Genomic DNA, 26,480 nt, shown 5'->3' with positions numbered 1-26,480 from the left:
CCGAACTCCTCGAGCGCGAGACCGACTCGGTGTGCCTACGATGGCGGCATGGCCGACGAGCTCTCCCGCATCGGCGCGGAGACGTACATGCTGCTCACGACGTTCCGCAAGGACGGCACGCCCGTGTCGACGCCGGTGTGGGTCGCCGATGCCGACGGCGAGCTCCTCGTGTGGACGGAGCGGAAGACCGGCAAGGTCAAGCGCATCCGCCGCGACGGGCGGGTCACCATCGCGCCATGCAGCTTCCGGGGCAAGCCCCGCGGCGCCCCGGTGGACGCGCACGCGCGCCTCCTCACCGACGAGGGCATCGGCCGCACGCAGGCGGCGATCGAGCGCAAGTACGGCTGGCTCGGCCGCGTGCTCACTCGTGGTGCGGCGCGCCTGAACGGCCCCGAGTCGGTGATCGGCATCGCGATCACCCGGTGATCAGCCGCCCCTCGACGCCGAGTCCTCAGGCGAGCGATCGGGCGCGCCCGCGGGTGCCGATGCAGCCTCGGAGGGGTGCCGCGCCCGCACCCAGATAGGCGGGTGCGGCATCCGATGTTCTCGGTAGAGCTTGTTGGCGAACGGCGCCCAGATGATCACCGCGACCCCGACGCCGACGAGCAGGCCGCCGATCGTGTCGGAGATCCAGTGGGCGCCGAGGTAGGTGCGACTGAGCATCATGAGCAGCGTGTAGATCGCGCCGGTCACCCAGACCCAGGTGCGCAGGAAGATGAGGCCCAGGGCGGCCGCCGTCACCGCCGCATTGGCGCTGTGCCCCGACGGGAACGAGCCGAAGTCGGGTTGCACCAGGATCTCCTCGGGGCGCGGCCGGGCCACCATGACCTTGATCACCCGCGTCACGGTCGCGCTCGCGATGGTGGCCGCGAGGTAGTACGCGGCGCCCCACGGCCTGCGGAACAGCAGCAGCCCGCCGATGATCACGGCCGGCACCGCGAACGTCGAGAGGAGCCCGCCCCCGATGGCGTTGAACACGAGCGCGGGCGTCGTCAGCCAGTCGGCGCGGTTCGCGGCGAGCCCCGACATGTACTCGACCTCGAAGCCGAAGGGCTTGTCGCGTTCGCGGTAGAAGATGACGAAGGCGAGCACCACGACGAGCGCGAGCGCCACGCCGCCCGACACCACAGGCCAGAACCGAGCGACCTTCACCGGAGCCGGCGCGGTGGAGGCCGGATCGAGCGCGTGCGGTTCGCGGTCGACCGGGTCGGCGTCCGCCTGCGCGTGCTCGTCCATGGCGCTCACTCCTCCTGGTCCGCCTCCGACGCATCCACCTCGGCCGGAGTGCCGACGCGCACGGTGCGCCAGGTGTCGACGGCGATGACGATGCCGAGCACCACGAGCGACAGCGCGATGGAGGCGAGCGCGTCGGTCGCCCAGTGGTAGCCGAGGTAGATCCGGCAGGCCGCGGTCAGCAGCACGATGACGGATGCCCCGATGAACGCGAGCACCATGATGACGGGCCTGCGGTGCCGCGAGAAGACGAGGTAGGTCGTGATGAAGAGGAAGTCGGCCACGCCCATCACGTGACCCGACGGGAACGAGGAGGTGTGGTCGATCTCGAGCATCATGTCGCCGACGGGCGGACGCTCGCGGGAGATGATCGGCGCGAGCACCTGCACGATGATGACGCCGAGGAGCATGCCGCCGGCGAGCAGCAGCGGCCGCCACGCGTGCTTCGCGAGGATGCCCCAGGCCACCGTCGTGACGAGGATGATGATCGGCATCGCGATCGGCCCGAACACGGTGGCGAGCACGATCATCACCGTCGTGAGCCAGTCGGCGTGGGTGCCGTCGAGCCAGTGCTCGATCGGCTTGTCGACGGTCGAGATGTCGTCGGCCTCGAGCACGGAGTCGAAGATGAAGAGGAACGCGGCGAGTCCGACGACGATCAGCACGATCGCGACGATGTAGAGGTTGCGCTTGGCGGATGCCGGGACGACGCGCTCCTCGACGATGAACCGCTCGTGGAAGCGCCGCAACCGGCCGGGTCGCTCCGTCGTCTCCGTCATCGTGAGGCCTCTCCGCCGACGCCCGCGGGGGAGGTCGGGTTCGGCCTCTCCACAGTAGGGCCAGTCGCCGTCGCCGGGTAGCACGGCCCGGAGCATTGCACGAGCGGTCCGAACCTGCTAGCGGCCGCGTTGTCGCCGCACGCGACAGGGTCGTGGCGCCGATGCACGCGCCACGACCCCTCGTTCGTCGCCGGTCGGACTACCCGGTCGTCGCCGTGGGGCGCCCGCCCGCGGCATCCGTCGCCGCCGCGGTCGTCGACGCGGTCGGCGGGTTCACCAGCACGTCGTCGAAGGTCGCCTTCTCCTCGGCGGTGCGCTGGTCCCACTTCGGCTTGCGCAGCGCGTAGAAGATGAGGGGCGGCACGCCGAGCGCGATCACGACCAGCCCGACGAGCAGCGGATACGCCCACCCGGGCGCTCCCTCGGCGAACCCCTCGGGCGGGATGAACCCAAGGCAGAACGCCGCGAGGCATGCGACGAACCCGACGCCGGCGATGAACGCCATGGCGGGCACGCGGTAGGTGCGCACGACCTCGGGCCGCTTCGACCGCAGCCGGATGGCCGCCGCGAACATCATCATGTACATGATGAGGTAGAGCGCCGCCGCCATGTCGACGAGCAGGATGAACGCCGTGTTGATGTTCGGCACGAAGATGAACAGCGACGCGAGCAGCGTCACGACGATGCCCTGCACGGTGAGGATGCCCACCTGCACGCCGGCCTTGTTGCGCCGCTGCAGGAACGCCGGCAGGTAGCCGCTGCGGGCCGCGGCGAGGAGGCCTCGCGACGGGCCGGCGATCCAGGTGACGACCGAGGCGAACGCGCCCAGGGCGATGAGCAGCGACAGCACCGGCGTGAGCCAGGGCACCCCGAAGGCCTCGAAGTAGGCCTGGAACGCCAGGTTGATGCCCGTGGTCAGCCCGAGCTGGCTCGACGGCACCACGAGGCCGATCGCGATCGTCGGGATGATGAAGATGCCGAGGATCAGGATCGACGCGAGGAGCACCGTCTTGGGGTACTGCTTGCCGGGGTTCTTCAGGTCGTTCGCGTGCACCGCGTTGACCTCCATGCCGGCATAGGCCAGCACGTTCGACACGATGAGCACGATCGACGCGATTCCGGTGAACGGCGGGATGATCGACGAGGCGGTGAGCGGGATCTGGCTCGTCTGGCCGGTCGCCACCCAGCCGATGCCGAAGATGATCAGCAGCAGTCCCGGGAAGATCGTGCCCGCGAGGCCGCTCCACGAACCCACCTTGGCGAAGAGGTTGCCGCCCTTCAGCGTGATCCACGTCGAGAACCAGTACAGCACCAGGATGATGATGGCCGTGTACAGGCCCGAGTTCGCGAGGTTCGGGTCGAGGAACACGAACGCGAGGGATGCGGCGATGAACGCGATCTGGGTCGGATACCAGACGACGTTCTGCACCCACTGGAGCCAGATCGCCTGGAAGCCCCAGCGTTCGCCGAACGCCTCACGCACCCACGTGAACACGCCGCCCTTCCAGCCGGTGGCGAGCTCGGCGGCCACGAGGGCCGTCGGGATGAGGAAGAAGATCGCCGGGATGATGAACAGCGTGATCGACCCGAGCCCGTAACCGGCCATGGCCGGCAGGCTCCGCAGCGAGGCGACCGCGACGACGGTCAGGATCGCCAGCTGCATCAGCGACATGAACTTCTGCGAGGTAACCCCGGGTGCCCCGATCGCCGGCTTGTGCGGCACCTTCTCGAACGGGTGCGGCTTGACGTGGTCGGGTGATGGCGCCGGCGTTCCGTCGGCCCGCTTGGGTGCAGTGGTGCCCGCCGGCGTACTCGCCGGCTCCTTGATCTCGGTCATGGTTCAGCCCCTCAGTGCGTGAAGGAGGACACTTGGCCCTCATGCGGCATGGGTGCGTCGAGGGCGTCGAGGTAGGCGACGGCCTCCTGGATGTCGAGCACGAGCGACTCGGCGAGGTTGCGGCTGAGCCCGTTGCGCACCACGATGCGCTGCACCACCAGGTCCGAGATGTCATCGGGCATGGGGTACGCGGGGATGAGCCACCCCTTGAGGCGAAGGCGCTCCGACAGGTGGTAGAGGTTCCACTTGTCGGTGTGGCCCTTCTTCAGCTGCCACGCGAACACGGGGATGTCGGTGCCGTCGTTCCAGAGTTCGAACGCGTCCATCTTGCCGATCTCGCCCGACAGGTAGACCGCGACATCCTGTGACGCCTGCTGCACCTTGCGGTAGCCGTCCCATCCGAGCCGGAGGAACAGGTAGTACTGCAGCAGCACCTGGGCCCCGGGGCGCGAGAAGTTCAGCGCGAACGTCGGCATGTGCCCGCCGAGGTACGTCACGTCGAACACGAGGTCCTTGGGCAGGTCGTCGACGGTGCGCCAGACCACCCAGCCGAGACCGGGGTACACGAGGCCGTACTTGTGGGCGGACGTGCTGATCGAGACCACCCGGTCGACCCGGAAGTCCCACTCGAGGTCGGGCTGCAGGAACGGCGCGATCATGCCGCCGGATGCCCCGTCGACGTGGATCTTGACGTCGAGCCCGGTGTCGGCCTGGATCTTGTCGAGCGCCGCGGAGATCTGCTTCACCGGCTCGTACATGCCGGTGTAGGTGACACCCATGATCGCGACGACGCCGATCGTGTTCTCGTCGACGTACTTCTCGAGGTCGTGGCCGTCGAGCACCTTGTGCTCGTCGCTGATCGGCACGTACCGGGCCTCGACGTCCCAGTAGTTGCAGAACTTCTCCCAGCAGACCTGCACGGCGCTCGACAGGATGAGGTTCGGCTTCTCGGTCGACTTGCCCGCGGCGCGGCGGGCGACCTGCCAGCGGCGCTTGAGCGCGAGGCCGCCGAGCATGCACGCCTCCGACGAGCCGATGGTCGACGTGCCGATCGCGTTCTCGGGGTCGGGAGCGTTCCAGAGGGAGGCGATCATCTTCCAGCAGCGCGTCTCGATGGCCGCGGTCTGCGGGTACTCGTCCTTGTCGATCATGTTCTTGTCGGCGGACTCGGCGTAGAGCTTCGACGCGTAGGGGTCCATCCAGGTGCCGACGAAGGTCGCGAGGTTGAGGCGCGCGTTGCCATCGAGCATGGCCTCGTCGTGCACGATCTGGTACGCCGTCTCGGGCAGCGACTCGGCGTCGGGCAGCCGGTCCAGCGGGAAGTCCGTGGCCTCGCCCTCCCGCGCGAAGATGGGATTCAGCTGGTTGCGCCCCGTGATCCCCGCGAACGCGTGGGTGGACTGGTCGGGTGTGATGGGTCCCGCTCCGTCACCGGAACCGGAGTGCGAGCGTGGCTTGAGATCGGTCATGTGTTCCCCCTGCATCTGCTTCGTTGCGCATCGATACCGCCGGACCATCGCGAGACGGCAGAGGTAGGGGTGTCGGCTCCCAGGCGATCCATTCGCCAGTTTGAACCCGGCGTATACGGCCGTCAATAGTCCACATCGCATGAAACGCGCGGGCGATCGGGGTACACGCGAGGCGTCGTCAAGGCCTCCAGAAGGTGCTCTCATGGGTAGCGTTGAAGGGTGACGGCCTCCGACGCGATCCCCGCGCGCCCGCGGTCCTTCCCCGCTGGGCGGCTGCTCACCGTCACCTGGGGCGTTCCCGACCAGTTCGGCGGCATGACGTCGGCCCTGCTGCACCGCTCGCGCGCGTTCGCCCGGATCGCCGGCCGGCCCGTCGACATCCTCACGCTCGACGGGCGTCCCGACTATCCGTCCGTGCGGGAACGGCTCGAGTGTTCGGGCGAGCTCCTTCCCGGGATGCGGCTCCGGAACCTCTACGAGGACCTCCGCACCGGCACCCCGCCGGCGGCCGCGCCCGGCGGGGCGGACGTGACCGTTGAGGTCGCCGTGGAGCCGGGAGCGGTCGGCGTGGACCGCACGACGGTCGCCGAGGCATCCGACGGTTCGGCCCTCATCGAGACGCGCCGGGACGGCCGACCGGTCGCGCTCGAGCACCGTCGCCCAGACGGCACGATCGCCGTGCTCGACGAACGGGCGCGCGACTCGGGCCCCCGCCGCCTGATCACGTGGTTCGACGCGTCGGGCTCTCCCGCCCGGCAGTGGACGAGCGCCTGGGCCTGCTACGCCGACTGGCTCGACGGGCTGATCGGCGGCGAGCCGGCGTTCGCGATCGTCGACAGCAAGACCACCGCGCGGTTCATGGCCTCCTACCGGCGCCCGAACGTCACCACGGTCCACGTGGTGCACAACTCGCACCTGCAGGGCTCCGCCCGTCCCGTCGGCGTGCTGCGCCCGTCACGCCGGCCGGTCTTCGCGCACCTCGAGCGGTTCGACGGCGTCGCGTTCCTCACCGAGCGGCAGCGAGCGGATGCCGCGGCGCTGCTGTCCGACCCGGGCAACCTGTTCGTCGTCCCCAACGGCATCGACGCACCGCGGCGTCCGCCGCTCGCCGACCGCGACCGCGATCCCGCCGCGGGCGTCGTCGTCGCGCAGCTGACCCGTCGCAAGCGCGTCGATCACGCCCTCGACATCGTCGCCAGGTGCCGGGCGCGCGGGATGCCCGTCACGCTCGAGGTCTTCGGCGATGGGCCGGATGCCGCGACGGCGAGGGCGAGGGCGAGCGTGGCCGGGCTCGGCGACGCCGTGACCTTCTCCGGCCACCGTCGCGACGCCGCCGAGGCCTTCGGCGCCTCCTCGTGGACGCTGCTCACGAGCACGTCGGAGGGAGCACCGCTCGTGCTCGCCGAGGCGATGTCGCGCGGTTGCATCCCGGTGGCCTACGACATCCCGTACGGCCCCGCCGACGTGATCACCGACGCGGTCGACGGGGCCCTCGTGCCCGACGGCGATCGCGACGCGGCGGCGGCCGCGATCGCCCGCATCGCGTTGCTTCCGTCCGAGGCGCGCGAACGGATGCGCGACGCGGCCCGCGCGTCCGCCGCCCGGTTCGACGACGAGCGCATCGTCGCCGACTGGGCCCGCGTGCTCGAGCATGCGCGTCGCCGCCACGCCCGGCCCGTCCCACTCGTGGACGCGACGGTGGAGCGGCTGCGCGTCCGGTTCCTGCGCGGGCGGCTGCGGGTCTCGGTGCGCCTCGCGGAGCTGCCTCCGGGCGCCTTCGTGGTGATCACGCTCGCCGCGCGCGGCCCCGACGGCGGGCTGGTGCGCACGCGGCGGCGAGCGCACGCTGGTCGGGTCGTCTGGCGCCTCGACGCCGCCCGCACCGCGCTCGTGGGGCCGCGGCATCCGCTCACCTGCACCGTCGCCGTGGAGCTCGAGGGTTCGCACGTCGAGCTCGAGGCGGCCACCGTGTTCCCCGACGCACGCTCGACCGCACGACGCATCGCGCGGCGCGTCGCCCAGCGGGTCCGACGACGCGACGGCGCACCGCCTCGCTAGACCGTGGCCGCCGCCTGGAGCCGCCCCGACGCGACGGCGGCCGCGAACGCCGCGTAGTCGCGCTCGTTCTGGTCGCCGTAGTCTCGGGCGAACTCCGCGATCGCCCGATCGAACCGGTCGCTGTGCCCGAGGTACGAGGCGATCGCGACCCGGTCGCCCGCACGCGAGTGCGCCCGCGCGAGCGTCTCCCCGCAAACCCTGGCGTACACGCGGGCGCCCGACGGCACGAGTGACTCGACGTCGGCCGCGCCCTTCCAGTCGTGGAGCTGCCGGATGTAGAAGTCACGCTCGACCCCGTCGAACCCGGCCTGGCGGTGCCAACCCAGGAAGATGTCGCTCGCCGCCTGCATCAGCCGCTGGCCCCGCACGACGCGTTCGCCGTGATTGTCGTACGCGCTGGGCTGCAGGAACCGCTCGAGCACCGACGCCTCGGCCTGCTTGGCCTGCAGCAGCAGCGGGTCCTGGTCTTCTCGACCCCGCAGCAGCACGATCCACGCCCGGGTGCCCACGCTGCCGACGCCCACGACCTTGCGGGCCAGGTGCACGTAGGAGAACTCCCGCATCGGATGGTTCTCGAGCTGGAGGGTCGACTGGTACGACGCCAGCACCTCCCGCATCCAGTCCTCCTCCTGCTCCCTCGTGCGCCCGACCGGGTCGAGCTGCTCGATCGGCACGATGAGGGGCGGGTCGGCCATGATCCGCACCTGCCCGTCGACCACCTCCGTGAGCTTGGACACGGCGCGCATGCTGTCCTTCGTGCGTGCCTTCGCGAGCGCGGCATCCGCGTTCTTCACCTGCTTGGAGCCGAGCTGCTTGCGCTGCCGCTCCGCTTCGACGAACGCCAGGAAGCGTTCGGTGTCGAGCTGGTCGTACCAGGCGTCCAGTACGCGCGACCCGGCGGCCTGCAGCATCCGCTCCCGGTAGCCGCGCACCGCGGCCAGGTTGATCTCGTGCCGTTCCTCGTCGGTGAAGCCGTTGTTGCGCCCGGCGACCTCGAAGCTCGCCGCGAGCCGCTTCACGTCCCACTCCCACGGTCCGGGCAGGGTCTCGTCGAAGTCGTTCATGTCGAAGACCATCCGGCGCTCGGGCGTGCCGAAGACCCCGAAGTTCGACAGGTGCGCGTCGCCGCAGATCTGCGTCGTGATGCCCGAGACCGGGGTGCCGGCGAGGTCGGCGGCCATGAGCAGCGCGGCGCCGCGGTAGAAGGTGAACGGCGACACGAGCATGCGCGCGTGCCGGATCGGCACGAGCTCGGGCACCCGCGTCGTCGCCTGCTCCTCGAGCAGGGCGACCGGGTCGGCGCGGCCCGCCGGAGGCGTCCAGCCCTCGTGCGACGACCGCGGGGTGCGTCGCCTGGCCTCCTTGCCGTACTCGACCCTGGCTGCGAAGTCGGTCGGTGCCGGCGGGGCGAGGCCCTCGACACCTCGCCCACCGTTCGTCGCCGTCGTCTCGTCGATGCTCATGTCACGACCTCCGCTCCCTCATCCGATCCAGGGCTTTCACTGCGCGGTCGCCCGGGGACGTCGGTCGGGATCCCGCGCGAGAAGAACAGCGACAGCAGGGCGATCACGATCAGGGCCACCAGCGAGACCCGCAGCGCCTCGATCTGCGAGTCGACGTAGACCCGCTCGAGCTCCGCCGCTTCAGCGTCGTCGAGACCCGCCTCCGCCGCGAGATCGGGCACCGACGCTGCGGGCACGATCGCCACGCCGCCGTCGGTGGCCTCCGCCACCACGACCTGCGTGTCTGCCGGCAGTTGGCTCGTCGCGACGCCGGTCGCGAACGACGTGGCGAGCGTGCCGATCAGCACCGAGCCGATGAGCGCCGTGCCGAGCGACGAGCCCAGGTTCTGGAATACGCCCTGGAGGCCGCCGACCTCGCTCGACTGCTCCTCGCCGACGCTCGACATGTTCACGTTGCCGATCTGGGAGGCGAGCAGGCCGAGTGCCGCGCCGGCGACGAACATGCCGATGCCGAAGGCCGGACTCTCGAGCTCGATGTCCACCGCGCCGAGGAGCAGGAAGGACGCCGCGACGAGCAGCACCTGGCCGACCCGGATGATCCGCCGCGGTGACCACACGAGCGCCAGGCGGGTGCCGAGGATCGAGAAGAGGATGAGCGAGATGGAGAGGGGGAAGATGCGGATGCCGGTCTGCAGGGCGTCGAGGCCCAGGGTCATCTGCAGGTAGACGGGCATCATGAAGAAGAGGCCGGCGGTCATCGCGTACTGGGCGAGCAGCACGGTGAGCCCGCTCCGCAGGCGCAGGATGCGGAACAGGGTGACATCCACGAGCGGTGGACGCCCTGCCGAGACGAGGTGCCGCTGGCGCACCACGAACGCCCAGATCAGCGCGGCGCCGGCGAGGATGAACCAGGTGGTCGGCGAGATGCCGAGCGGGGTGATCGCGGCGCCGTTGAGGAGCGGCGGGTGCAGCGGGAGGACCCAGCCCCACGTCTTGCTCTGCAGCATGCCGAACACCACGAACACCAGGCCCGCAGCGGAGAGCAGGACGCTCAGCAGGTCGATGCGCACCGGCCTGGCACCGGCGCGGTCGGTGATGCGGCGGGCGAACAGCACGACGAAGGCCATGATGACGACCTCGGCGACGAACACGTACCGCCAGCTGAAGTACGTGGTGACGAAGCCCCCGATGAGCGGGCCGGCCGCGACGGCGGCCCCGGATGCCGCGCCGATGATCGCGTAGGCCGCCACCCTCGCGTGGCCCTCGTAGTTGTCGGCGATGAGGGCGGCGATCGCGGGGATCACCAGCACGGCGCCGAGGCCTTCGACGACCGACCAGCCGAGGAACAGCACCACCACGTTCGGGCTCAGCGCCGTGGTGAGCGAGCCGATGGCGTACACGATGGAGCCGATCACGAACGCGCGCCGGCGCCCCCACACGTCTCCGAGCTTGGCGCCCAGCAGCATGAACGCCGCCATGGTCAGCGTGTAGAACGTGATGGCGGCCTGCATCGCGTCGACGGTGGTGTCGAGGTCCTCCACCACCGTCGAGATGGACACGTTCATGACGGTGCCGTCGAGCACCATCACGAACTGCGCGCTCCCGAGGATCGCGACGACCGGCCAGTTCTTCACATCGACCTCGTTCCCGCCCGACCCAGGCGACCAGCGGTTCGGCGACCCGCAGCCGCCTACGCCGATCGTGCCACCGATCGACGCAGGCGGAAAGGGCGGCTCACCGTGCGGCGACCACTCCGTACCGGAGGTACACGACGCCGGTCGCGAACCGCCGCTCGTCGCGAAGTTCCAGGTCGAGGCGGATGCCGCGTGGCAGCAGCGGCGTGCCCCCGCCGACGGCGACGGGGTGCACGAACAGGTGGACCTCGTCGACCAGGCCTGCCCGGAACGCGTGCTCGGCGAGGTGCGGACCCGAGATCGAGAGGTCGCGCGCCGCCTCGGACTTCATGCGGCGCACCGCGTCGGCGTCGAACGCCCGCTCGAGGCGGGTGCGGGGCGTTGGCACCTCCGTGAGCGTCGAGGAGTACACGACCTTGTCGGTGTCCTGCCAGATCGCCGCGTACTCCCGCTCGGGGCCGGGAAGCTCGTGCTCGGTGTCGGCGTCCTGCCAGAACCGCATCACCTCGTACATGCGACGGCCGTACAGGTAGGTTCCGATGGGTCGTTCGAGCTCGTTGACGAAGGAGTGCAGCTCGGGGTCCGGCCTGCCCCAGCTGAAGTCGCCCTGCTCATCGGCGATGTACCCGTCGAGCGACGTGATGCCCGCGCAGATCAGTGCACCCATGCGGCGCCTCCTTCGTCAGGCCTTCGGGCAGATGCCGAGCGCCTGCATGTTGGCCGTGGCCTGGTCGACCGACCACGGCAGCTCGGTGAGCGGCCGCTTGCGCCCCTCCGCGGCATCCGCCTTCGACGCGATGGAGGCCAGGGCGAACGCGGTCTCGCGCACGAAATCCGGCCCGGGCGTCGAGTTGTTGAGGGCGACGACGACCGTGAGGCCGTTGTCGGGGTCGGTGAACGCGGCGGTCAGCGCACCCGGCACCTCGCCGGCCGTCCCCCGCATCGGCCCGTACTGCAGCCCACCGATCCCGGCCGATTGCCAGGCAGGCGCGTTGCCGCCGAGCGGGATGGTGGTCCACTGCTGCTTCTCGGCCTTCTCGCTGAGGAGCGCCCCCGTGGCGAAGGCCTCGCTCAGCGTGCGGGTGTCCTCGAGGGTCGAGATCGCGCCGGCCGCCGCTCCACCCATCGAGCTCGACTGCGTCGAGTCGTCCACCAGCACGGCGCAGTCGGGGGCGCCGGTCGGCGTGATGGCCGCCGAGTAGGCCCCGAGCACCCCGGCGTGCTCGGTGACCGACGCCTGCGGCATGCGGGTCTGCTCCAGGTCGAGCGGGTCGTAGACGTACTGCGCGGCGAGGTCGGCCCACGATCGCCCGCTCGCCCGCTCGAGGGCGAAGGCGAGCAGGAGGATGCCGGTGCGGGACTCGCGCACCTGCTCGCCGGGCGGGCCGACGCGGGTGAGGGCGAGGCCGTTGGAGAGGAGCTCGTTCGGAGGCCAGATCCGCTCGGGGTTCGAGATGAACGTGCTTCGCAGCACGGGATAGTAGTCGGCGAGGCCCGACGTGTCCCGGCAGAGCTGCTCGAGCGTGATGCCGTCGAGCGAGGGGATCCAGTCGACGTACTGCTTCACTTCGTCGTCGAGCTGCACGGTGCCGGCGTCGACGAGGCGCAGGAGCACGGTGCACGTGACCTCGGTGGTCAGGGTCGCGAGCCGGAAGCTGTCGTCGACCCTCGCCGCGGGGGCCTTCTCACCGAAGCCGACGGTGCCGGATGCTCCGGTCCACTCCCCCGCCCACGGCGCCCACACCCCGGCGATGCCCCCGCTCGACCCGCTGAGCGCCACGGCCTGGTCGAGCACCGCATCGAGCCGCTCGGCCAGGTCGTCGGCGAAGGGGGCGTCGACCGGGTCGAACTTGGCGACGGGGCTGACGCTGGCGCCGAAGCATCCGCTCAGGCCGAACGCGAGCACCACCGCGGTGGCGACGGCGGGGAATCCCCGTCGACGCCGGGATGGTCCCTGTCGTTCACCCACGCAAGCCCCCCTTGCTGTGTCAGACCTGATTGTAACCCGCAGAGGGAGCACGGCCCGGGTGCCCGCGCGGCAGGATCTGCGGCCACGACCATGCCGCACGGGGCATCCGCCGACGCCGGCCACCAATCCGCGAATGGCGCGGCAGCGAACCACCCGTGCACCCCGACCACCGGGGTCACGAAGGAGGCACACCCATGCGCAATTCGCCCAACCGCATCGTCGCGACCGTGTTCGGCGCGGTCTACGTGCTCGTCGGCCTGCTCGGCTTCGCCGTCACCGGCGGCGTCGGATTCATCGCCACGGAGGGTGGACTCCTCCTGGGCGTCTTCCAGGTCAACCCGCTGCACAACATCGCGCACCTGCTCATCGGGGCCGCCCTGCTCATCGCCGGCTTCGTCGGGGTCACCGCCGCGAAGGCCGTGAACTCGATCGTGGGCGGCGCCTACCTGCTGCTCGGCATCGTCGGGTTCTTCCTGGCGGGCACCTCGGCCAACATCCTGGCGCTCAACACCGCCGACCACTTCCTGCACCTGGCGAGCGCCATCGTGCTGCTGGGCGTCGGGCTCGGAGCCGAGCGCTCCGCACGCGTGGCCGTGGCCTAGGGAGCCGGGCCATGACCGCACTGGCGACGATGGCGCGAACGTGGCCGATGCTGGCGGCGTTCGGCGCCGGCCTCGTGCTGCTCGCCCTCTCCGCCGGTGCAGGGGGAGCAGCGGGAGGCGTCCTCGCGGCCGTCGGCGTCGTCGCACTCGCGTGGGGCGTCCTCTCGCTGCACCGCGGCCGGCCCGTTCTTCCCGGTGCCGCCCTCGGGGTCGGCGTCGCGGTGCTCGTGGGTGCCGCCGTGCTCGTCGGCACCGGCCTGGCCGGGACGGCCGGCGTCCCGGCCGGTCCTCTGCTCGCGGCCTCCGTCTTCGCCGCGGTCGTCGCCGGCGACTCCGCCCTCGTCGTGCGCCGCCGCGCTCGGGCCATCGGCCCGGGTGCCGCGGCGAACGGGGCACCGAATGCCGCCGGCCGCCCGGCGATCGACGGCCGCCGGTCGCTCGTGGGACTCGTGGCGGGGGCGCTGCTCGTCGCCGGGCTGGCGACCCCGGCGCTCGCGGCAACCGAGGCGGGACGCCTCGCGGTGCCGCACGGCGAGCACGGCGGTGCGGGCTCGTCGTCGACGCCCGAACCGGCACACCACCATTGACGGTTTCACCCGACGGCCCACCGGCGGCCCACTGACGGCGGCCGGGAGTGCGTGGCGATGACGCTCCCGGTCGCTCCCCCGGGGGCGGCGCGGGAGCAGGATCCCGGGCCGCCCCTCCCCGGGTTGCGATCGTTCGCGGCCCCTCCCGGGGTTGCGATCCTTCGCGGCGTCGGCGCTCGTCGCCGGCGTCGGCGCTAATCGTCGGCGTCGGCGCTCGTCGTCGGCGTCGGCGCTCGTCAGCCGGCTGCGTCCGCCGCGTCCGTGGCACCGACATCCGCCCCGATCTCGCGGAGCGCGCCGGCCATGAACCGCTCGACGTCGCGGTCGACGATGATGTCGCTCGGGCGCAGCGGCCGGCTGAGGTAGAGACCGTCGAGCGCCGTGAGCCGGCTCAGCGCGACGTAGGTCTGGCCCGGGCTGAACGCGCGCGGCCCGAGGTCGACGATCGCGGTCTCGTAGCTCGCGCCCTGCGACTTGTGGATGGTGACCGCCCACGCCAGCCGCAGCGGGTACTGGGTGAACTCGGCGACGATCTCGCGATGCAGCTTCTTGGCCGTCGCGTCCCACGAGTAGCGGTACTTCTCCCAGGTGACGGGCTCGACCTCGTGCTCCTCGCCGTCGATGTCGACCCGCACCTCGCGCTGCAGCGACGTGACCGTGCCGATCGTGCCGTTCACCCAACGAGGGCCGTCGCCGCGTACCGCGGTGTCATTGCGCAGGAACATGACCTGCGCGCCGAGCTTCAGCTCGAGCCGCTCGTCGGCGGGGAACGTGCGCCCGCCGAAGTCGCCGTTCACCTCGGCCTCGTTCGCGATCGACTGGCCGGGCAGGCGGTGCAACTGCGAGTGGTTGATGCGGTTCACGGTGCCGTTCGTGGTCGCCAGGGTGATCGCGCCCTGCTCGGGCAGCGGGCGGCGGGCGCCGACGTCGTTGAGCACGCCCGCGATCTCGGCCGTGACCGCGCCGTGCCGCACCGCGTTGAGCATGACCTTGAACTCGTCGTCGTGCTGGCGGTGCACCTCGCCGAGCTCGTAGATGCGCAGGTCTGCCTCGTTCCACACCTTCGCGTCGAAGAACCACATCGACCGGTAGGTGTCGGCGAAGTAGCGCCGCTCGTCGCCACTCCCGGGCACCGGCGCGAGCTGGTAGGGGTCGCCGAACAGCACGACCTGTGCACCGCCGAACGGCTCGAACGGCCGCTGCCTGGCCTGGCGCAGCGACCGGTCCATGGCATCCATGAGGTCGGCGTTGACCATCGAGACCTCGTCGATGACGAGCGTGTCCATCGCGTTGAGGATCTTGCGCACCGCGTCGTTCTGGTCGATGTCGTGGTCGGCGATGACCCCGATCGGCAAGCGGAACAGGGAATGGATCGTCTGCCCGCCCACGTTGAGCGCGGCGACCCCGGTGGGCGCGCAGATCACGATCTGCTTCGCCGTGTGCCAGTTCAGGTGGTTCAGCAGGGTCGACTTGCCGGTGCCCGCGCGCCCGGTGACGAACACGTGCTCGCGGGTGCCCTCGATGGCCTGGAACACCGCGGCCTGTTCGCGGGTGAGGGTGACGTTCTGCACTGGTTGCCTTCGGCGAGCGGATGCCGCGCGCGGCTCTCGCGGCGACGACGCCCGAGCGGGCGCGCTCCCACTGTAACCGCGCGGCACGCAGCCGCGTTCGTGCCGGTCCGGATGGTCCCATGCGCACCGTCCGCGGCCCGGCGGTGGAGGACGGGTCGCGCGGCCGGCCCCACATAGACTGTGCGGGTGGGGAGCTCGGTCGTGCGCGAGGGTCGCTTGTCCCTCGCGGCCGTCGCGGGGTGGCTGTGCCTCGCCGTGCTCGTCGTCGGGGCGTTCCTCGCCGCACTCGGCGCCCTGAACCAGACCATCTACGGCGCGTCCAGCTTCGTCGAGCGCTACCTCGAGGCCATCGCCGACGACGACATCGCCGCGGCATCCACGACGCCCGGCGTCGCACTCGACGCCGACGAGCTCGCCGCGCTCGGCCTGCCCGCGAACGTCTCCACCGCGATGTTCCGTTCCGGCGTGGTCGAGGCCGGGCCCGAGGACGTGCGCATCCTCAGCGACGTCGCGGGCGACGACGGCACGCACTCGGTCACGGCGAGCTACCGCCTCGACCTGGCGATCGTGGAGACGACGTTCGACGTCCGCCCCATCGAGCCGCTCTACGGGGTGCTCAACCGGTGGGAGTTCGCGGTCAGCCCGCTGGCCGTCATCGACGTCGCGGCGGCGCACAACCCGCTCTTCACCGTCGGCACGCTGACGCTCGACACGCGCGCCAACAAGACGGGTGACGAGCTCACCGCGTTCACGCAGACCGCGCCCTACCTCGCCATCGCCCCCGCGGTCTACGAGTTCGGCTACACCTCGACGCTCCTCGAGGCGGTGCCCGTGCCGCTCACCGTCGAGCCGTCGAGCCGGCCGGCCGTCACCGTCGACTCCGAGCCCACCGAGACGTTCGTGCAGCGCGTGCAGGTGAAGGTCGACGACTACCTGCAGCAGTGCACGACCCAGGCGGTGCTGCAGCCGGCCGGGTGCCCCTTCGGCGTCGAGATCGACGACCGCGTCATCGGCGACCCCGTGTGGACCATCGTCACCAGTCCGCAGGTCACGCTCACCGCCGGCGAGACCGCGTTCGAGATGCCGCCCACCGAGGGCGTCGCCCACATCTCCGTCGAGGTGCAGTCGCTCTTCGACGGCGACATCTCGCAGTTCGAGGAGGACGAGCCGTTCCTGCTCGCCCTCAGCGCGACGATCCGGCCCGACGGCAGCATCGCGATCCAGCTGAAGTGACGATGAGCGGATGCCGCGGCATCCGCTGACCGCCTCAGCTGCGGTTCGCGTCCTGCCGGGCGATGGCCGCGAGCCGCGCGTTATACGCCTCGAGTTCGGCGTCGCCCGTGCGATCGGCGTGCCGGTCGCTGCGGCGGGACTCCTTCTCGTCGCTGCGCGACCACTGCACCGCGACGGTGATCGCGAGCGCCACGGTCGGGATCTCGCCCACCGACCACGCGATGCCGCCGCCCATCTGCTGGTCGGCGAGCGCATCGGTGCCCCACCCCATCGCGCCGTACCAGTCGGCGAGCAGCAGGCCCGTGCCCGACATGATCGCGAGGCCGAAGAACGCGTGGAAGGCCATGGTGCCGAGCAGCAGCACCAGGCGGAACGGGTAGGGCAGGCGGTAGGGCACCGGGTCGATGCCGATGAGCGACTGCACGAAGAGGTAGCCGGTGATCAGGAAATGCCCCACCATCCACTCGTGGCCGATGTGATCGACCATCGACCACCGGAACAGCGGTGAGTAGTAGAACACCCAGAGCGACCCGGCGAAGAGCGCGGCCGCGACGAGCGGGTTGGCGATGATCGACGCGAACTTCGAGTGCACGGCCAGCAGGATCCACTCGCGGCCGCCGCGCGAGCCGTCCTTCCTCGGGCGGATCGCCCGTGCCGCGAGCGTGACGGGCGCGCCCGGCACGAGCAGTACGGGCACCGCCATGGTCAGCGCCATGTGCGCGCCCATGTGCGCCGAGAAGAGGTATTCCTCGTAGACGCTGACGCCGCCGCTGGTGATGTAGGCGAGCAGCAGCAGGCCGCACACCCACAGCACCGCCCGGTAGATCGGCCAGTGGTCGCCGCGTCGGCGCAGCCGCCACACCCCGGCCAGGTAGAAGAAGATGCCGAAGCCGCACGCGAGCACCCAGATGAGGTCGGGACTCCACTCGGTGAAGTACCGCGTCCACTCGGGCCACGGCGGCAGCGGCTGGCCGGTGAGGATCTCGGCCGGCGTGCGGGCGAGCGAGCCGGCCGCATCCTCCGACACCGGGGTCGCCGTGCGGGCGAGCGCCGCGGCGACACCCGACGCGAGCCCCATGAACGCCAACTCGACGACGACGAGCAGCCAGAAGTCGCGCGCGGGCGAGGCGCCGGGCCGCGACATCCGGCCGATGAGGAAGCGGCGCTGCACCGCGCCGAACAGGCCGAGGGCGACGAGCGCGGCGACCTTGACCAGCACGAGCACGCCGTAGGGGGTGCCGAGCTCGTCCCACGTGCCGATGCGCAGCGCCGCGCCGGCGTAGCCCGAGACGGCCACCACGATGAAGCAGATGAGCGCCACCGTCGAGTACCGCGCGAGCACGACCGGCAGCCGGTCGGCGTCGAGGCGGTTCCGCAGCAGCACGATCGTGAGCAGCCCGCCGACCCACGCGGCGACGAAGGCGAGGTGCAGTCCGAGGGCGGCGATCGCGGCGTTGTGACCCGCGGCGCCGGCGGCGTGCCCCTGCTGCGCCATCGGCACGAGCGCGGTCACCGCGAGCACCGTGACGAAGATCAGCGCCGTGTGGTTGCGCACGGCGAAGCACAGCACCGTGACCGCCGCCGCGACGAGCGTGGTGGTCAGCCACGCCTCGCCGAGCTCGATCGACGTGACGAACTGCCCGAGCTTCTGCCCGAACGCCTCGCCCAGATCGAGGGGCTCCCCGGTCACCACGAGGAATGTGAACAGGCCGGTCGCAGCGCTGGCGACGGTGAGCACGGCAGCGGATGCCGCGGCCACATCGAGCGCGAGGTCGAACTCGGGCCGCTTCGGGCTGAGCGCCCACACCGCCATCACGAGCGCGCCGATCATGCCCGCGGCGCCGAGGTTCACGAAGAGCTTGGCGACCGGGAGTCCGAAGCGGGCGATCGGACCTGGATCCTGGATGGGGTACGGCGCCGCGCCGCCGCCGTACGCGAGGCCCGCGAACGTCGCGAGGAGCGCGACGAGGATGAGCACGGCGGGGCCGAGCACGCGGACGGAGCGGGGCACCGAACCAGCCTAGACGCCGCTTCCCGTGTGCCCGCCCGGAGCGTGCGCTCGCAGCATCCCGGCGCCCGCGGCACCCGCTCGCATCGGAACCACGAAGGGGCATGCGGCGCTCGGCCGCATGCCCCTTCGGGAGTCTCGAATGCTACTTGGCGGCAGCCTTGAGCTTCGAGCCCGCCGAGATCTTGACCGAGTGGCCGGCCGGGATGTCGATGGTCGCGCCCGTCTGCGGGTTGCGGCCGGTGCGAGCGGCACGCGAGGTGCGCTCGACGGCGAGCCAACCCGGGATGGAGACCTTCGTGTCCGAACCGACGGACTCGGCGAGCGCGTCGAAGAGACCGCCGAGCACGGCGTCGACGGTGGCCTGGCTCTGCCCGGTCGACGCAGCGATCTTCGCGACGAGCTCGGTCTTGTTCAGCGACTTGTCAGCCATTGAATGTCCTCCTCGGACTTCCGCTGTTTCGGTACAGCTATCTGTGAATTCTCGGGAACGATCGTTCAACCGCCCCCGTGGCCGATCGGGCCGCCTCGAATGTAGCAGAGATCCCCGGAATGACGCGGATTTCGAGCCCATTGGGGCACCTTCGGCCCGGCGTGTCGCCGAGCGGATGCCGCGGATCGCCCCGTGCGCGGTGCCGGCGCGGACGCGCATCCGTCGCCGGGGACGACGAGAGGGGCGCCCCGGGAAACCCGGGACGCCCCTCTCGGTGAAGCGTGAGGCGCGGTGGCCTACCAGCTCGACTTGGTGATGCCGGGCATCTCGCCACGGTGGGCCATGTCACGGAAGCGGACGCGCGAGACGCCGAACTTCGTGAGCACGCCACGGGGGCGGCCGTCGATGGCGTCACGCGAACGGACGCGAACCGGCGACGCGTTGCGGGGCAGCTTCTGCAGGCCCACGCGAGCGGCCTCGCGGCTCTCGTCGGTGCCGTTCTCGTCGACCAGCGCCTTCTTCAGTTCGAGGCGCTTCGCCGCGTAGCGGTCGACGATCACCTTGCGCTGCTCGTTGCGCGCGATCTTGCTCTTCTTCGCCATGTCTTAGCGCTCCTCTCGGAAGTCGACGTGCTTGCGCACCACGGGGTCGTACTTCTTGAGCACGAGACGGTCGGGGTTGTTGCGACGGTTCTTGCGGGTCACGTAGGTGTACCCGGTGCCGGCCGTCGAACGGAGCTTGATGATGGGACGGATGTCCTGCTGCTTCGCCATTAGAGCTTCACCCCACGAGCCTGGATGTCCTTGATGACGGCCTCGATGCCACGAGCGTCGATCACCTTGATGCCCTTGGCGGACACGTTCAGGGTGACGTTACGACGAAGCGAGGGCACGTAGTACGTCTTCTTCTGCACGTTCGGGTCGAAGCGGCGCTTCGTCCGGCGGTGCGAGTGCGAGATGTTGTGTCCGAAGCCGGGAACGGCTCCGGTCACCTGGCACACTGCTGCCATTGGTCTTTCCTCCAATACCGAGGGGCGGATGCCCCTCCCAAGGTCTCTTGTCTGCTGACGTTCCCCACGCCGAATTCCGCGATTTCTCGCGGTGCTCGTGGTGGGAATGTCGCGGTCTGGGCAGTGGAAGTGCCCAGCCAAACGTCGAGTCTACCAGACCGCCTGATCGCGGGCCGAATCGAGCGGATGCCGCGAGCGCTGCGCCGCGGCACCCGGAGGCGTAGCCTGACGCGCATGGCGACATGGGACGACGTGCGCGAGCTCGCGCTGAGCCTGCCCGAGGCGAGCGAGCACGTCTCGCGCGGGAACCTCGAGTGGAAGGTGCGCGGCAAGGCATTCGTGCTCGAGCGGCCGCTGCGACGCGCCGACCTCGACGCGCTCGGCATCGAGGCACAGGCCGGCCCCGTGCTCGCGGCGAAGACCGAGGACGAGGCGGTGAAGCTCGCGCTCGTCGCGGAGGATCCGACCGTGTTCTTCACCACGCCCCACTTCGACGGCTACGCCACGGTGCTCGTGCACCTCGACCGCATCCCGCGGCGCCGGCTGTCGGAACTCGTCGCCGAGGCCTGGGCGGCCGCCGCGCCCGAGAAGCTCGTGCGCGAGTACCTGCGGCACAACGTCGACTAGGCCACCCGTTCGGGGACTGACGGCCCGGCGAGGCGACCGCTAGGGTACGAGCCGAGTCGGGCCGACCCGAGTGCGCCCGACGCGAAGGAGCGTTCGATGAAGCGCGCTGCATCGATCCTCGCCTGTGCCGCGACGACGACGCTGTTGCTGGGCGGGTCCGGCGCGGTTCCGGCGTTCGCGGCCGACTGGGCACCGAGCACCTTCGCCGAGCTCGAGAGCGCGCTCGCCACGTGCGCCGACGGCGACACGGTCGCGCCCACCGGCGATCTCACCGGTGGGCGGCTGGTCGCAGCCTGCGAGGTCACGCTCGACCTCGCCGGCCATGCGCTCGTCGCCCAGGGCATCGTGATCGCCTCCGGCACCGTCCTCACCATCACGGCCACCGGAGGAGGCTCCCTCGTGTCGAGCGGCTTCGGGTCGGGCGCCGGGATCCAGGTTCCGACGGGGTCGGGCCTCGTCATCGAGGGCGGCACCATCGTGGCGCGGGGCGACAGCGAGCTCGACACCAGCGACGGCATCGCGGCCGCAGGAATCGGCGGGGGCCTCCTGCTGGATGGCGACGGCATCCTCTCCAGCGGAGTCGGCGACATCACCATCGACGACGGAACCGTCACCGCGATCGGCGGGGACGAGGTGACGCTCGGCGGCGGCGCCGCCGGTATCGGCGGGGCCTGGGAGACGGACGTCGCCGGCGGGCTGCTCACGATCAACGGCGGTGACGTCGAGGCGCTCGGCGGCGGCGCCGATCCGGCCGTTCCCGGGCCGCCCGATGCCGATGGCGTCGGGATCGGGGGCACCGCCGGCTTCGACGTCGTCGTCAACGGCGGCACGGTCAGCGCCACCGGCGGCGTGGCCAGCGCCGGTATCGGCGGCCGCCCGTCCCAAGGGGGTGCGGACGTGAGCATCACCGGCGGGGTGGTGACCGCCGTGGGCGGCCACACCGCGGTCGGAGCGGGCGCGTCGGGCACCGCGTTCGGCTCGCTCGTCGTCGGCGCCGGCGGCGTGCTGCGCGTGCCGTCGGGCCCATTCGTCATCTCGGCCGACGCCTCGATCGGCGAGCCCGAGATCGTCATCGAGCAGGGCGGGGCCCTGCTCGGAACCGAGGCCGACCCGACGATCGGCGCGGCACTCACCGGCGACGGCGAGATCGACAACCACGGTGTCATCGCACTCGACGGAACGCTGATCGCCGACACGCTCACGGTGACCGACCACGACTATGAGGTCGGGTTCGACCCGCAGGACGGCGACCCCGTGGCATCCGTGCGGCTCTTCGCGCCCGACTTCGCCACCGGATACCGCGCCATTCCCCCGCCGCCGGCGGGGATGGCCTGGACCACCGCGGCCGACGGGTCGGGTGTGCTCTTCACCGACACCACTCCGGTCACCTCCGACGTGACGCTGTACGCGGTGGATGAGACGTACCCGGAGCTCGCAGCCGCGCTCGCGGAGTGCACCGACGGTTCCACCGTCGTCGTACCCGAAGACCTCTCCGGCCCACCGCTCGTCATCGGCTGCGCGGTCACGCTGGATCTCGCCGGCCACACCCTCGCGCCCGACTTCATCGACGTGCTCGGCGGTGCGCACCTCATCGTCGACGACGCGGTCGGCGGGGGGCGACTGGACGCGCTGCACCCTGCCGATCCCTCCGACGCCGGCATCCACGTTCCGCCCACCGCGGCGCTCACCGTACGTGCGGGCACGATCACCGCGGAGGGCGACCGCGGCGCGGCCGTGGGCGGTGGGACCACGGACTCCCTCGGCGAGGCCGCGGGCACCATCAGGATCGAGGGAGGCACGGTCAACGCGAGCGCGACCAACGGCGGGGCCGGCATCGGCGGCGGACTGGGGTACTCGGGCGGCGGGGGCGGGGGCGACGTGACCATCACCGGGGGTGAGGTCACCGCTCGGAGCCTGTTCGGCGGTTCGGGCATCGGGGGCGGGAGCGGCTATGCCAGTGGCGGCGGCATCTTCCCGGGCGGGCCCGGCGGGTCGGTGACGGTCACGGGTGGCACCGTCGACGCGTACGGGGTCGCGAGCGGCATCGGCGGCGGCATCTACAACGCGGGCGGCACGGTCGTCGTCTCCGCCGGCACCGTCACGGCGAGCGCGGCCTATGGCAGTGCGATCGGGGGCGGCGGGTCCATCGCCGGATTCGGGTCGCTGACGCTGGCGGGCGGCATGCTGCACGTTCCGACGGGGTCGCTGCTCGTCCCAGACTCGGACGCGACGGCAGCCGAGATCACCATCGGGTCCGGCGGTGTGCTGTCGGGTTCGGATGCCACTCCCACCGTCGGCGCGAACATCGCGGGCGACGGCCAAATCGACAACCACGGGGTCATCGCGTTCGACGGCGCGAACGTCGGGGACGCGATCACGGTGAACGACCACGACTATCTCGTCGCGTTCGACCCGCAGGACGGCGGCCCCTTGGCATCCGTGCGCCTCTTCGCCCCCGACTTCCAGAGCGGGTACCGCACGATCCCCGCGATCGGCGCGCCGGATGCCTGGAACACCGCCGCCGACGGCACTGGCGGCTGGTTCGCCGCCGACACGGCCGTCACGGCCGACACCACGCTCTACGCGGTCACTGACGCGACCCTGTCGCTGGTCGCCTCGAGCGACCGGGTCTCGCAGGGTGGCTCGCTGAGCTTCGAGGTCACCGGCCTCGACCACGAGGGCGACCCGGTGGACACGAGCGCGGTCGTGCTGTCGAGTTCGGTCGCGACCGACGTCGTCGACGGGCTCACCGTGACGTTCCCGCACGCGAGCCCGCACGTCATCACCGCGACGCTCGGCGATGCCACGGCGGCGGTGACGGTCGAGGTGATTCCCGCCGCCGCCCAGCCGGCCTCGCTGTCCTCGACCGGGGTCGACCCTGCGCCGGCGCTGTCGGCCGCGGCGCTCCTGCTGTTCACGGGAGCCGCGCTGATGCTCGGTCTGATGCTCGGTCGTCGCCGACGGATGCCTCGGGCCGGCCGCTGACCGACCCGCCCGGGCCTCGGGACCCGCCCGGGTCTCGGACGCCTATGCCGCGTCGCTCTCGAAGACCGGGCCGATGAGCCGCTCGTGCCGCACGAGCGGTCGACGCGACAGGATGGCGGCGGTGAAGAAGCACAGGCCGCCGATGAGGGTGCCGAAGTTCGCCCAGAACAGGCTGACGTAGTCGTCGGTCTCGGGCACCACGTACGCGCCGACCGCCGACACCGCGAAGGCCACCGATCCCACCATGTTCAGCCACGCGCCATGCCAGGTGCGGGCGTGCGGATCCCAGAGGAGCAGGCGGTGTCGCGTGGCCGCCACCGCCAGCGCGCTCGAGACCAGGAAGGCGATCGACCCGAAGGCGTCGGGGCGCCACCCCGCCCCGATCGTGTCGGGCCGGGCGATGGCCGCAGCGAGCGCGACGCCCGTGCTGACGTTGAAGCAGAGGGTGCCGACGAACTGGATCGCGGCCGACCACCAGTCCGCCCGGTCGGCGAGGCTGGAGTCCGCGCGCGGCGGGCGGCGGCCGCTCAGGCTCAGCTGGATGAAGCCCGCGGCGGTGAAGAACAGCGAACCGACGAAGAAGGTGATGCCGACCCACACGGCTCCGACCCACTCGACGTAGGCAGGCAGCGCCCCCGCCACGAAGCAGAGGGACCCGATCGCGAAGCCCCAGGCCTCGCGGCGCAGCCGCAGCGGCTCTCCGTCGGTCGACGGATCGGGTCGGGATGCCGTCGGCGTCTCGTCCCGTGCCGCGTCCTCGTCCATGCCGGCTCCCTTCGGCCTCGCGCTAGCCCGCGCCGAGCAGCTTCGTGCAGTTCGCGCACAATCCGAACACGTCGACGACGTGGGCCGCGCCCGTGAACCCGTGTTCGGCGGCCACCCGCCTCGCCCACGTCTCGACCTCGTCGGCCGCGATCTCCACCGTGAGCCCGCAGTTGCGGCAGATCAGGTGGTGGTGGTGGCCGGTCGTGCTGCAGGCCCGGTAGAGCGCCTCGCCCTCGGGCGACTGCAGCGAGTCGGCCTCGCCGTTCGACGCGAGGTCGCCGAGCGCCCGGTAGACCGTCGCCAGCCCGATCGGCGAACCGTTGGCGTGCAGTGACGAGTGCAGCGCCTGCGCGCTGATGAACCCCTCGGTCTCGTCGAGGGCCTCGCGAACGGCTTCGCGTTGCCAGGTGTTGCGCTTCATGCGATGCGTGCGTCCTCTGCGGTCTCCACGGGTATGGCGACCCGGTTCCACGGTAGTGCGCGCAGCTTGGAGATGCCCAGCGCGAGCACGAAGAAGGCGGTGGCGGCGATCACGATGCTGGGGCCGGCCGCCACCACGAACGCGCGCGATGCGAGCACCCCGATGACGCCGGATGCCGCACCGATGAGCGGTGCCGTCCAGAGGATGCCGCGGTACGTCGGCACCACGAGCCGGGCCGCGGCGGCAGGGGCGGCGATGAGCGCGATCGCCAGGATCGCCCCGACCGCGGGCAGGGCGCTCACCACGGTCGCGGCGGTCAGGCCGAGCACGAGCAGTTCGATGGGCCACTCGCGATAGCCTGCGGCGCGGAATCCCGACGGATCGAACGTCGAGAACGCGATCTCCTTGCCGAATGCCGCCACCGCGATCACGGAGATGAGGGCCACGGATGCCGCGAGCGCGACATCCGCGTCGGTCACCGTCAGGATCGACCCGACCAGCAGCGACTCGGCGCGCACCGGGAGTCCGGGGATCACGGCCTGCAGGATCGCCCCTGCTGCGAACCCGCCCGTCAGGACGATGCCCGCGGCAACCTGCGCGCCCTGGCGCCGCACGCGGGCGATGACGGACATCACGGCCACGAGCACGACGGATGCCGCGGCCGCACCGAGCGGCACGCTCACGCCGAGCGCGGCGGCCGCCACCGCCCCGGGGTAGGTGCCGTGGGTCAGGGCCTGTGCGAAGAAGGTGCGCCGGCGCAGCACGACGAGGGAACCGACGAAGCCCGCACCGGCGCCGATGACGACGGCGGCCACGAGCGCCCGCTCGAAGTAGCCCATCAGCGCCCCTCCCCCGCCGGGGAGGACGCGCCCGTCGCAGGCTCGATCGGCGCCCGGGTCACGGACTGACGGCGGTCGCCCGCCCGATCGGCGATCCACCGCGCGCCGAGCACCACGGCGTAGGCGCCGACGAAGACCGCGACGATGGTGCTGCCGGCCGGCAGGTCCACGCCGCCGCCGACGGAGGCGGCGAATCCCACCGCCAGGCCGAGCCAGGCGCAGACCGCGCCGAACACGGCGGCCGCCGGGAAGAGCCGCCAGAGCCGCCGCGTCATCAGCCGGGCGGCGGCCCCGGGGACGATCAGCAGCGCCAGCACGAGGAGCGTGCCGACCGTGCTCGCGGCCGCCACCACGACGAGTGCCACGGCGCCGTTGAGCAGGAGGTCGAGGCGCAGGGCGGAGTCGCCCGAGGCGAGGCTGCCGCGCGCGTCGAACGCACGGAACAGCTGCTGCTTCATGGTGACGGCGACGGCGAGCAGGGCGACGGCGCAGACGCCGATGAGCGGCAGCACCTCCTCGGGCGGGATCGTGAGCACTCGCCCGAAGAGCAGCGCCTCGAGTTCGCCGGCGTAGTCGTCGCTCCGCGAGACGACGATGACGCCGACGCTGAAGGCTGCGGTCAGCACGATCGCGATGGCGGCATCCGAGGTGACTCCGGCCCGGTCGAGCAGCGTGAGCACCACCGCCGCGACCAGTGCGGCGATCGCCGCGCCGGGGAGGAGCCCGGCGGTGCCTGCCACCGCCAAGCCGATCGCGAGCCCGGGGAACACGGCGTGCGTCAGCCCGTCGCTGATGAACTCGAGACCACGGAGGTTGACGAGCACGCCGACGATGCCCGCGACGACGGCGAGCACGAGCATGACGAGGAGCGCTCGAGCCATGAACGGCACGGTGAAGGCCGTGAACAGCGCCTCCCCGAGGCTCACGCGGGCCCACTCCCCCACCGTGCGCGCACGCC

Annotated in this window: 25 protein-coding genes; 7 read left to right on the top strand and 18 right to left on the bottom strand. The window is 71.4% G+C overall.

The features are described from left to right. Positions 1-48 precede the first annotated feature (48 nt). The gene (locus J2X63_RS08030; protein ID WP_309975905.1) at positions 49-426 is read left to right on the top strand and encodes a PPOX class F420-dependent oxidoreductase; all 378 of its coding nucleotides are present in this window, start codon (positions 49-51) and stop codon (positions 424-426) included. On the opposite strand, the gene J2X63_RS08025 is transcribed toward J2X63_RS08030, so the two are convergent. The 4 genes from J2X63_RS08025 to J2X63_RS08010 all read right to left on the bottom strand — a co-directional run bounded on the left by J2X63_RS08025 (position 427) and on the right by J2X63_RS08010 (position 5,318). Continuing rightward, entirely contained in the window at positions 427-1,236 is an 810-nt protein-coding gene (locus J2X63_RS08025) for a phosphatase PAP2 family protein (protein WP_309975903.1), read from the bottom strand. Between the two features lie 5 nt (positions 1,237-1,241). Then, positions 1,242-2,012 (bottom strand): phosphatase PAP2 family protein, encoded by a 771-nt coding sequence (locus J2X63_RS08020; protein ID WP_309975901.1) that lies wholly within the window; start codon positions 2,010-2,012, stop codon positions 1,242-1,244. Positions 2,013-2,211: 199 nt separating this feature from the next. After that, positions 2,212-3,849: an amino acid permease gene (locus J2X63_RS08015; RefSeq protein WP_309975899.1), complete on the bottom strand. Its 1,638-nt coding sequence runs from the start codon at positions 3,847-3,849 to the stop codon at positions 2,212-2,214. 11 nt (positions 3,850-3,860) lie between these two features. Beyond that, positions 3,861-5,318, bottom strand: coding sequence for a glutamate decarboxylase (locus J2X63_RS08010; protein WP_309975897.1), 1,458 nt, complete (start codon positions 5,316-5,318; stop codon positions 3,861-3,863). Positions 5,319-5,537: 219 nt separating this feature from the next. Here J2X63_RS08010 and J2X63_RS08005 point away from each other — a divergent pair, with 219 nt between their 5' ends. Next, positions 5,538-7,376: a glycosyltransferase gene (locus J2X63_RS08005; RefSeq protein WP_309975895.1), complete on the top strand. Its 1,839-nt coding sequence runs from the start codon at positions 5,538-5,540 to the stop codon at positions 7,374-7,376. Here J2X63_RS08005 and J2X63_RS08000 read toward each other — a convergent pair. From J2X63_RS08000 to J2X63_RS07985, 4 genes are all read right to left on the bottom strand, one after another. Then, positions 7,373-8,839: a DUF2252 domain-containing protein gene (locus tag J2X63_RS08000; RefSeq protein ID WP_309975893.1), complete on the bottom strand. Its 1,467-nt coding sequence runs from the start codon at positions 8,837-8,839 to the stop codon at positions 7,373-7,375. The two genes, J2X63_RS08005 and J2X63_RS08000, sit on opposite strands and share 4 nt — an antisense overlap. Next, positions 8,836-10,473: an MFS transporter gene (locus J2X63_RS07995; RefSeq protein ID WP_309975890.1), complete on the bottom strand. Its 1,638-nt coding sequence runs from the start codon at positions 10,471-10,473 to the stop codon at positions 8,836-8,838. The genes J2X63_RS08000 and J2X63_RS07995 overlap by 4 nt, the downstream gene beginning before the upstream one ends. Positions 10,474-10,573: 100 nt before the next feature. After that, a complete protein-coding gene (locus J2X63_RS07990; protein ID WP_309975888.1) occupies positions 10,574-11,140 on the bottom strand; it encodes a dihydrofolate reductase family protein in 567 nt (188 codons plus the stop codon). 15 nt (positions 11,141-11,155) lie between these two features. Continuing rightward, positions 11,156-12,442 carry a serine hydrolase domain-containing protein gene (locus J2X63_RS07985; RefSeq protein ID WP_309975886.1) on the bottom strand — a complete coding sequence of 429 codons (1,287 nt, stop codon included), beginning with the start codon at positions 12,440-12,442 and terminating at the stop codon, positions 11,156-11,158. Between the two features lie 194 nt (positions 12,443-12,636). Here J2X63_RS07985 and J2X63_RS07980 point away from each other — a divergent pair, with 194 nt between their 5' ends. Both J2X63_RS07980 and J2X63_RS07975 read left to right on the top strand, forming a co-directional pair. Then, complete coding sequence (locus tag J2X63_RS07980) at positions 12,637-13,044, top strand: DUF4383 domain-containing protein (RefSeq protein WP_309975884.1); 408 nt, start codon at positions 12,637-12,639, stop codon at positions 13,042-13,044. An 11-nt stretch (positions 13,045-13,055) separates the two neighbouring features. After that, positions 13,056-13,631: a hypothetical protein gene (locus J2X63_RS07975; protein WP_309975882.1), complete on the top strand. Its 576-nt coding sequence runs from the start codon at positions 13,056-13,058 to the stop codon at positions 13,629-13,631. A gap of 236 nt (positions 13,632-13,867) precedes the next feature. On the opposite strand, the gene J2X63_RS07970 is transcribed toward J2X63_RS07975, so the two are convergent. Then, entirely contained in the window at positions 13,868-15,202 is a 1,335-nt protein-coding gene (locus tag J2X63_RS07970) for an AAA family ATPase (RefSeq protein ID WP_309975880.1), read from the bottom strand. A 186-nt stretch (positions 15,203-15,388) separates the two neighbouring features. Between J2X63_RS07970 and J2X63_RS07965 the strand changes: the two genes are divergently transcribed. Next, entirely contained in the window at positions 15,389-16,435 is a 1,047-nt protein-coding gene (locus J2X63_RS07965; protein WP_309975878.1) for a hypothetical protein, read from the top strand. Positions 16,436-16,469: 34 nt separating this feature from the next. On the opposite strand, the gene J2X63_RS07960 is transcribed toward J2X63_RS07965, so the two are convergent. From J2X63_RS07960 to rpmB, 5 genes are all read right to left on the bottom strand, one after another. Then, positions 16,470-18,446 carry a cytochrome c oxidase assembly protein gene (locus tag J2X63_RS07960; protein ID WP_309975875.1) on the bottom strand — a complete coding sequence of 659 codons (1,977 nt, stop codon included), beginning with the start codon at positions 18,444-18,446 and terminating at the stop codon, positions 16,470-16,472. A gap of 142 nt (positions 18,447-18,588) precedes the next feature. Next, the gene (locus J2X63_RS07955; RefSeq protein WP_309975872.1) at positions 18,589-18,876 is read right to left on the bottom strand and encodes an HU family DNA-binding protein; all 288 of its coding nucleotides are present in this window, start codon (positions 18,874-18,876) and stop codon (positions 18,589-18,591) included. Between the two features lie 296 nt (positions 18,877-19,172). Beyond that, a complete protein-coding gene (gene rpsN / locus J2X63_RS07950; protein WP_159601729.1) occupies positions 19,173-19,478 on the bottom strand; it encodes a 30S ribosomal protein S14 in 306 nt (101 codons plus the stop codon). Positions 19,479-19,481: 3 nt separating this feature from the next. Then, positions 19,482-19,649, bottom strand: coding sequence for a 50S ribosomal protein L33 (rpmG, locus tag J2X63_RS07945; RefSeq protein ID WP_021760158.1), 168 nt, complete (start codon positions 19,647-19,649; stop codon positions 19,482-19,484). Beyond that, a complete protein-coding gene (gene rpmB / locus J2X63_RS07940; protein WP_056727420.1) occupies positions 19,649-19,885 on the bottom strand; it encodes a 50S ribosomal protein L28 in 237 nt (78 codons plus the stop codon). The genes rpmG and rpmB overlap by 1 nt, the downstream gene beginning before the upstream one ends. Before the next feature lie 234 nt (positions 19,886-20,119). Between rpmB and J2X63_RS07935 the strand changes: the two genes are divergently transcribed. Next, on the top strand, positions 20,120-20,512 hold the full coding sequence (locus J2X63_RS07935; RefSeq protein ID WP_309975849.1) for an MmcQ/YjbR family DNA-binding protein: 393 nt from the start codon (positions 20,120-20,122) through the stop codon (positions 20,510-20,512). 96 nt (positions 20,513-20,608) lie between these two features. Further along, positions 20,609-23,497 (top strand): hypothetical protein, encoded by a 2,889-nt coding sequence (locus tag J2X63_RS07930; RefSeq protein ID WP_309975847.1) that lies wholly within the window; start codon positions 20,609-20,611, stop codon positions 23,495-23,497. Between the two features lie 42 nt (positions 23,498-23,539). Here the strand turns inward: J2X63_RS07930 and J2X63_RS07925 are convergent, their stop codons facing one another. Genes J2X63_RS07925 through J2X63_RS07910 form a run of 4 tightly spaced genes read right to left on the bottom strand, consistent with a single transcriptional unit; the run spans position 23,540 to position 26,448 of the window. After that, positions 23,540-24,262, bottom strand: a complete 723-nt coding sequence (locus tag J2X63_RS07925; RefSeq protein ID WP_309975845.1) for a hypothetical protein — start codon at positions 24,260-24,262, stop codon at positions 23,540-23,542. A gap of 22 nt (positions 24,263-24,284) precedes the next feature. Next, positions 24,285-24,683, bottom strand: a complete 399-nt coding sequence (locus J2X63_RS07920) for a transcriptional repressor (protein WP_309975844.1) — start codon at positions 24,681-24,683, stop codon at positions 24,285-24,287. Then, positions 24,680-25,522 (bottom strand): metal ABC transporter permease, encoded by an 843-nt coding sequence (locus J2X63_RS07915; RefSeq protein ID WP_309975842.1) that lies wholly within the window; start codon positions 25,520-25,522, stop codon positions 24,680-24,682. The genes J2X63_RS07920 and J2X63_RS07915 overlap by 4 nt, the downstream gene beginning before the upstream one ends. Then, entirely contained in the window at positions 25,522-26,448 is a 927-nt protein-coding gene (locus tag J2X63_RS07910) for a metal ABC transporter permease (protein WP_309975839.1), read from the bottom strand. Before J2X63_RS07910 ends, J2X63_RS07915 begins: the two co-directional genes overlap by 1 nt. Positions 26,449-26,480: the final 32 nt, after the last annotated feature.

Source organism: Agromyces sp. 3263 (genome assembly GCF_031456545.1).
Taxonomy (GTDB): Bacteria; Actinomycetota; Actinomycetes; order Actinomycetales; family Microbacteriaceae; genus Agromyces.
This window is presented reverse-complemented; position numbering and strand designations above follow the sequence as displayed.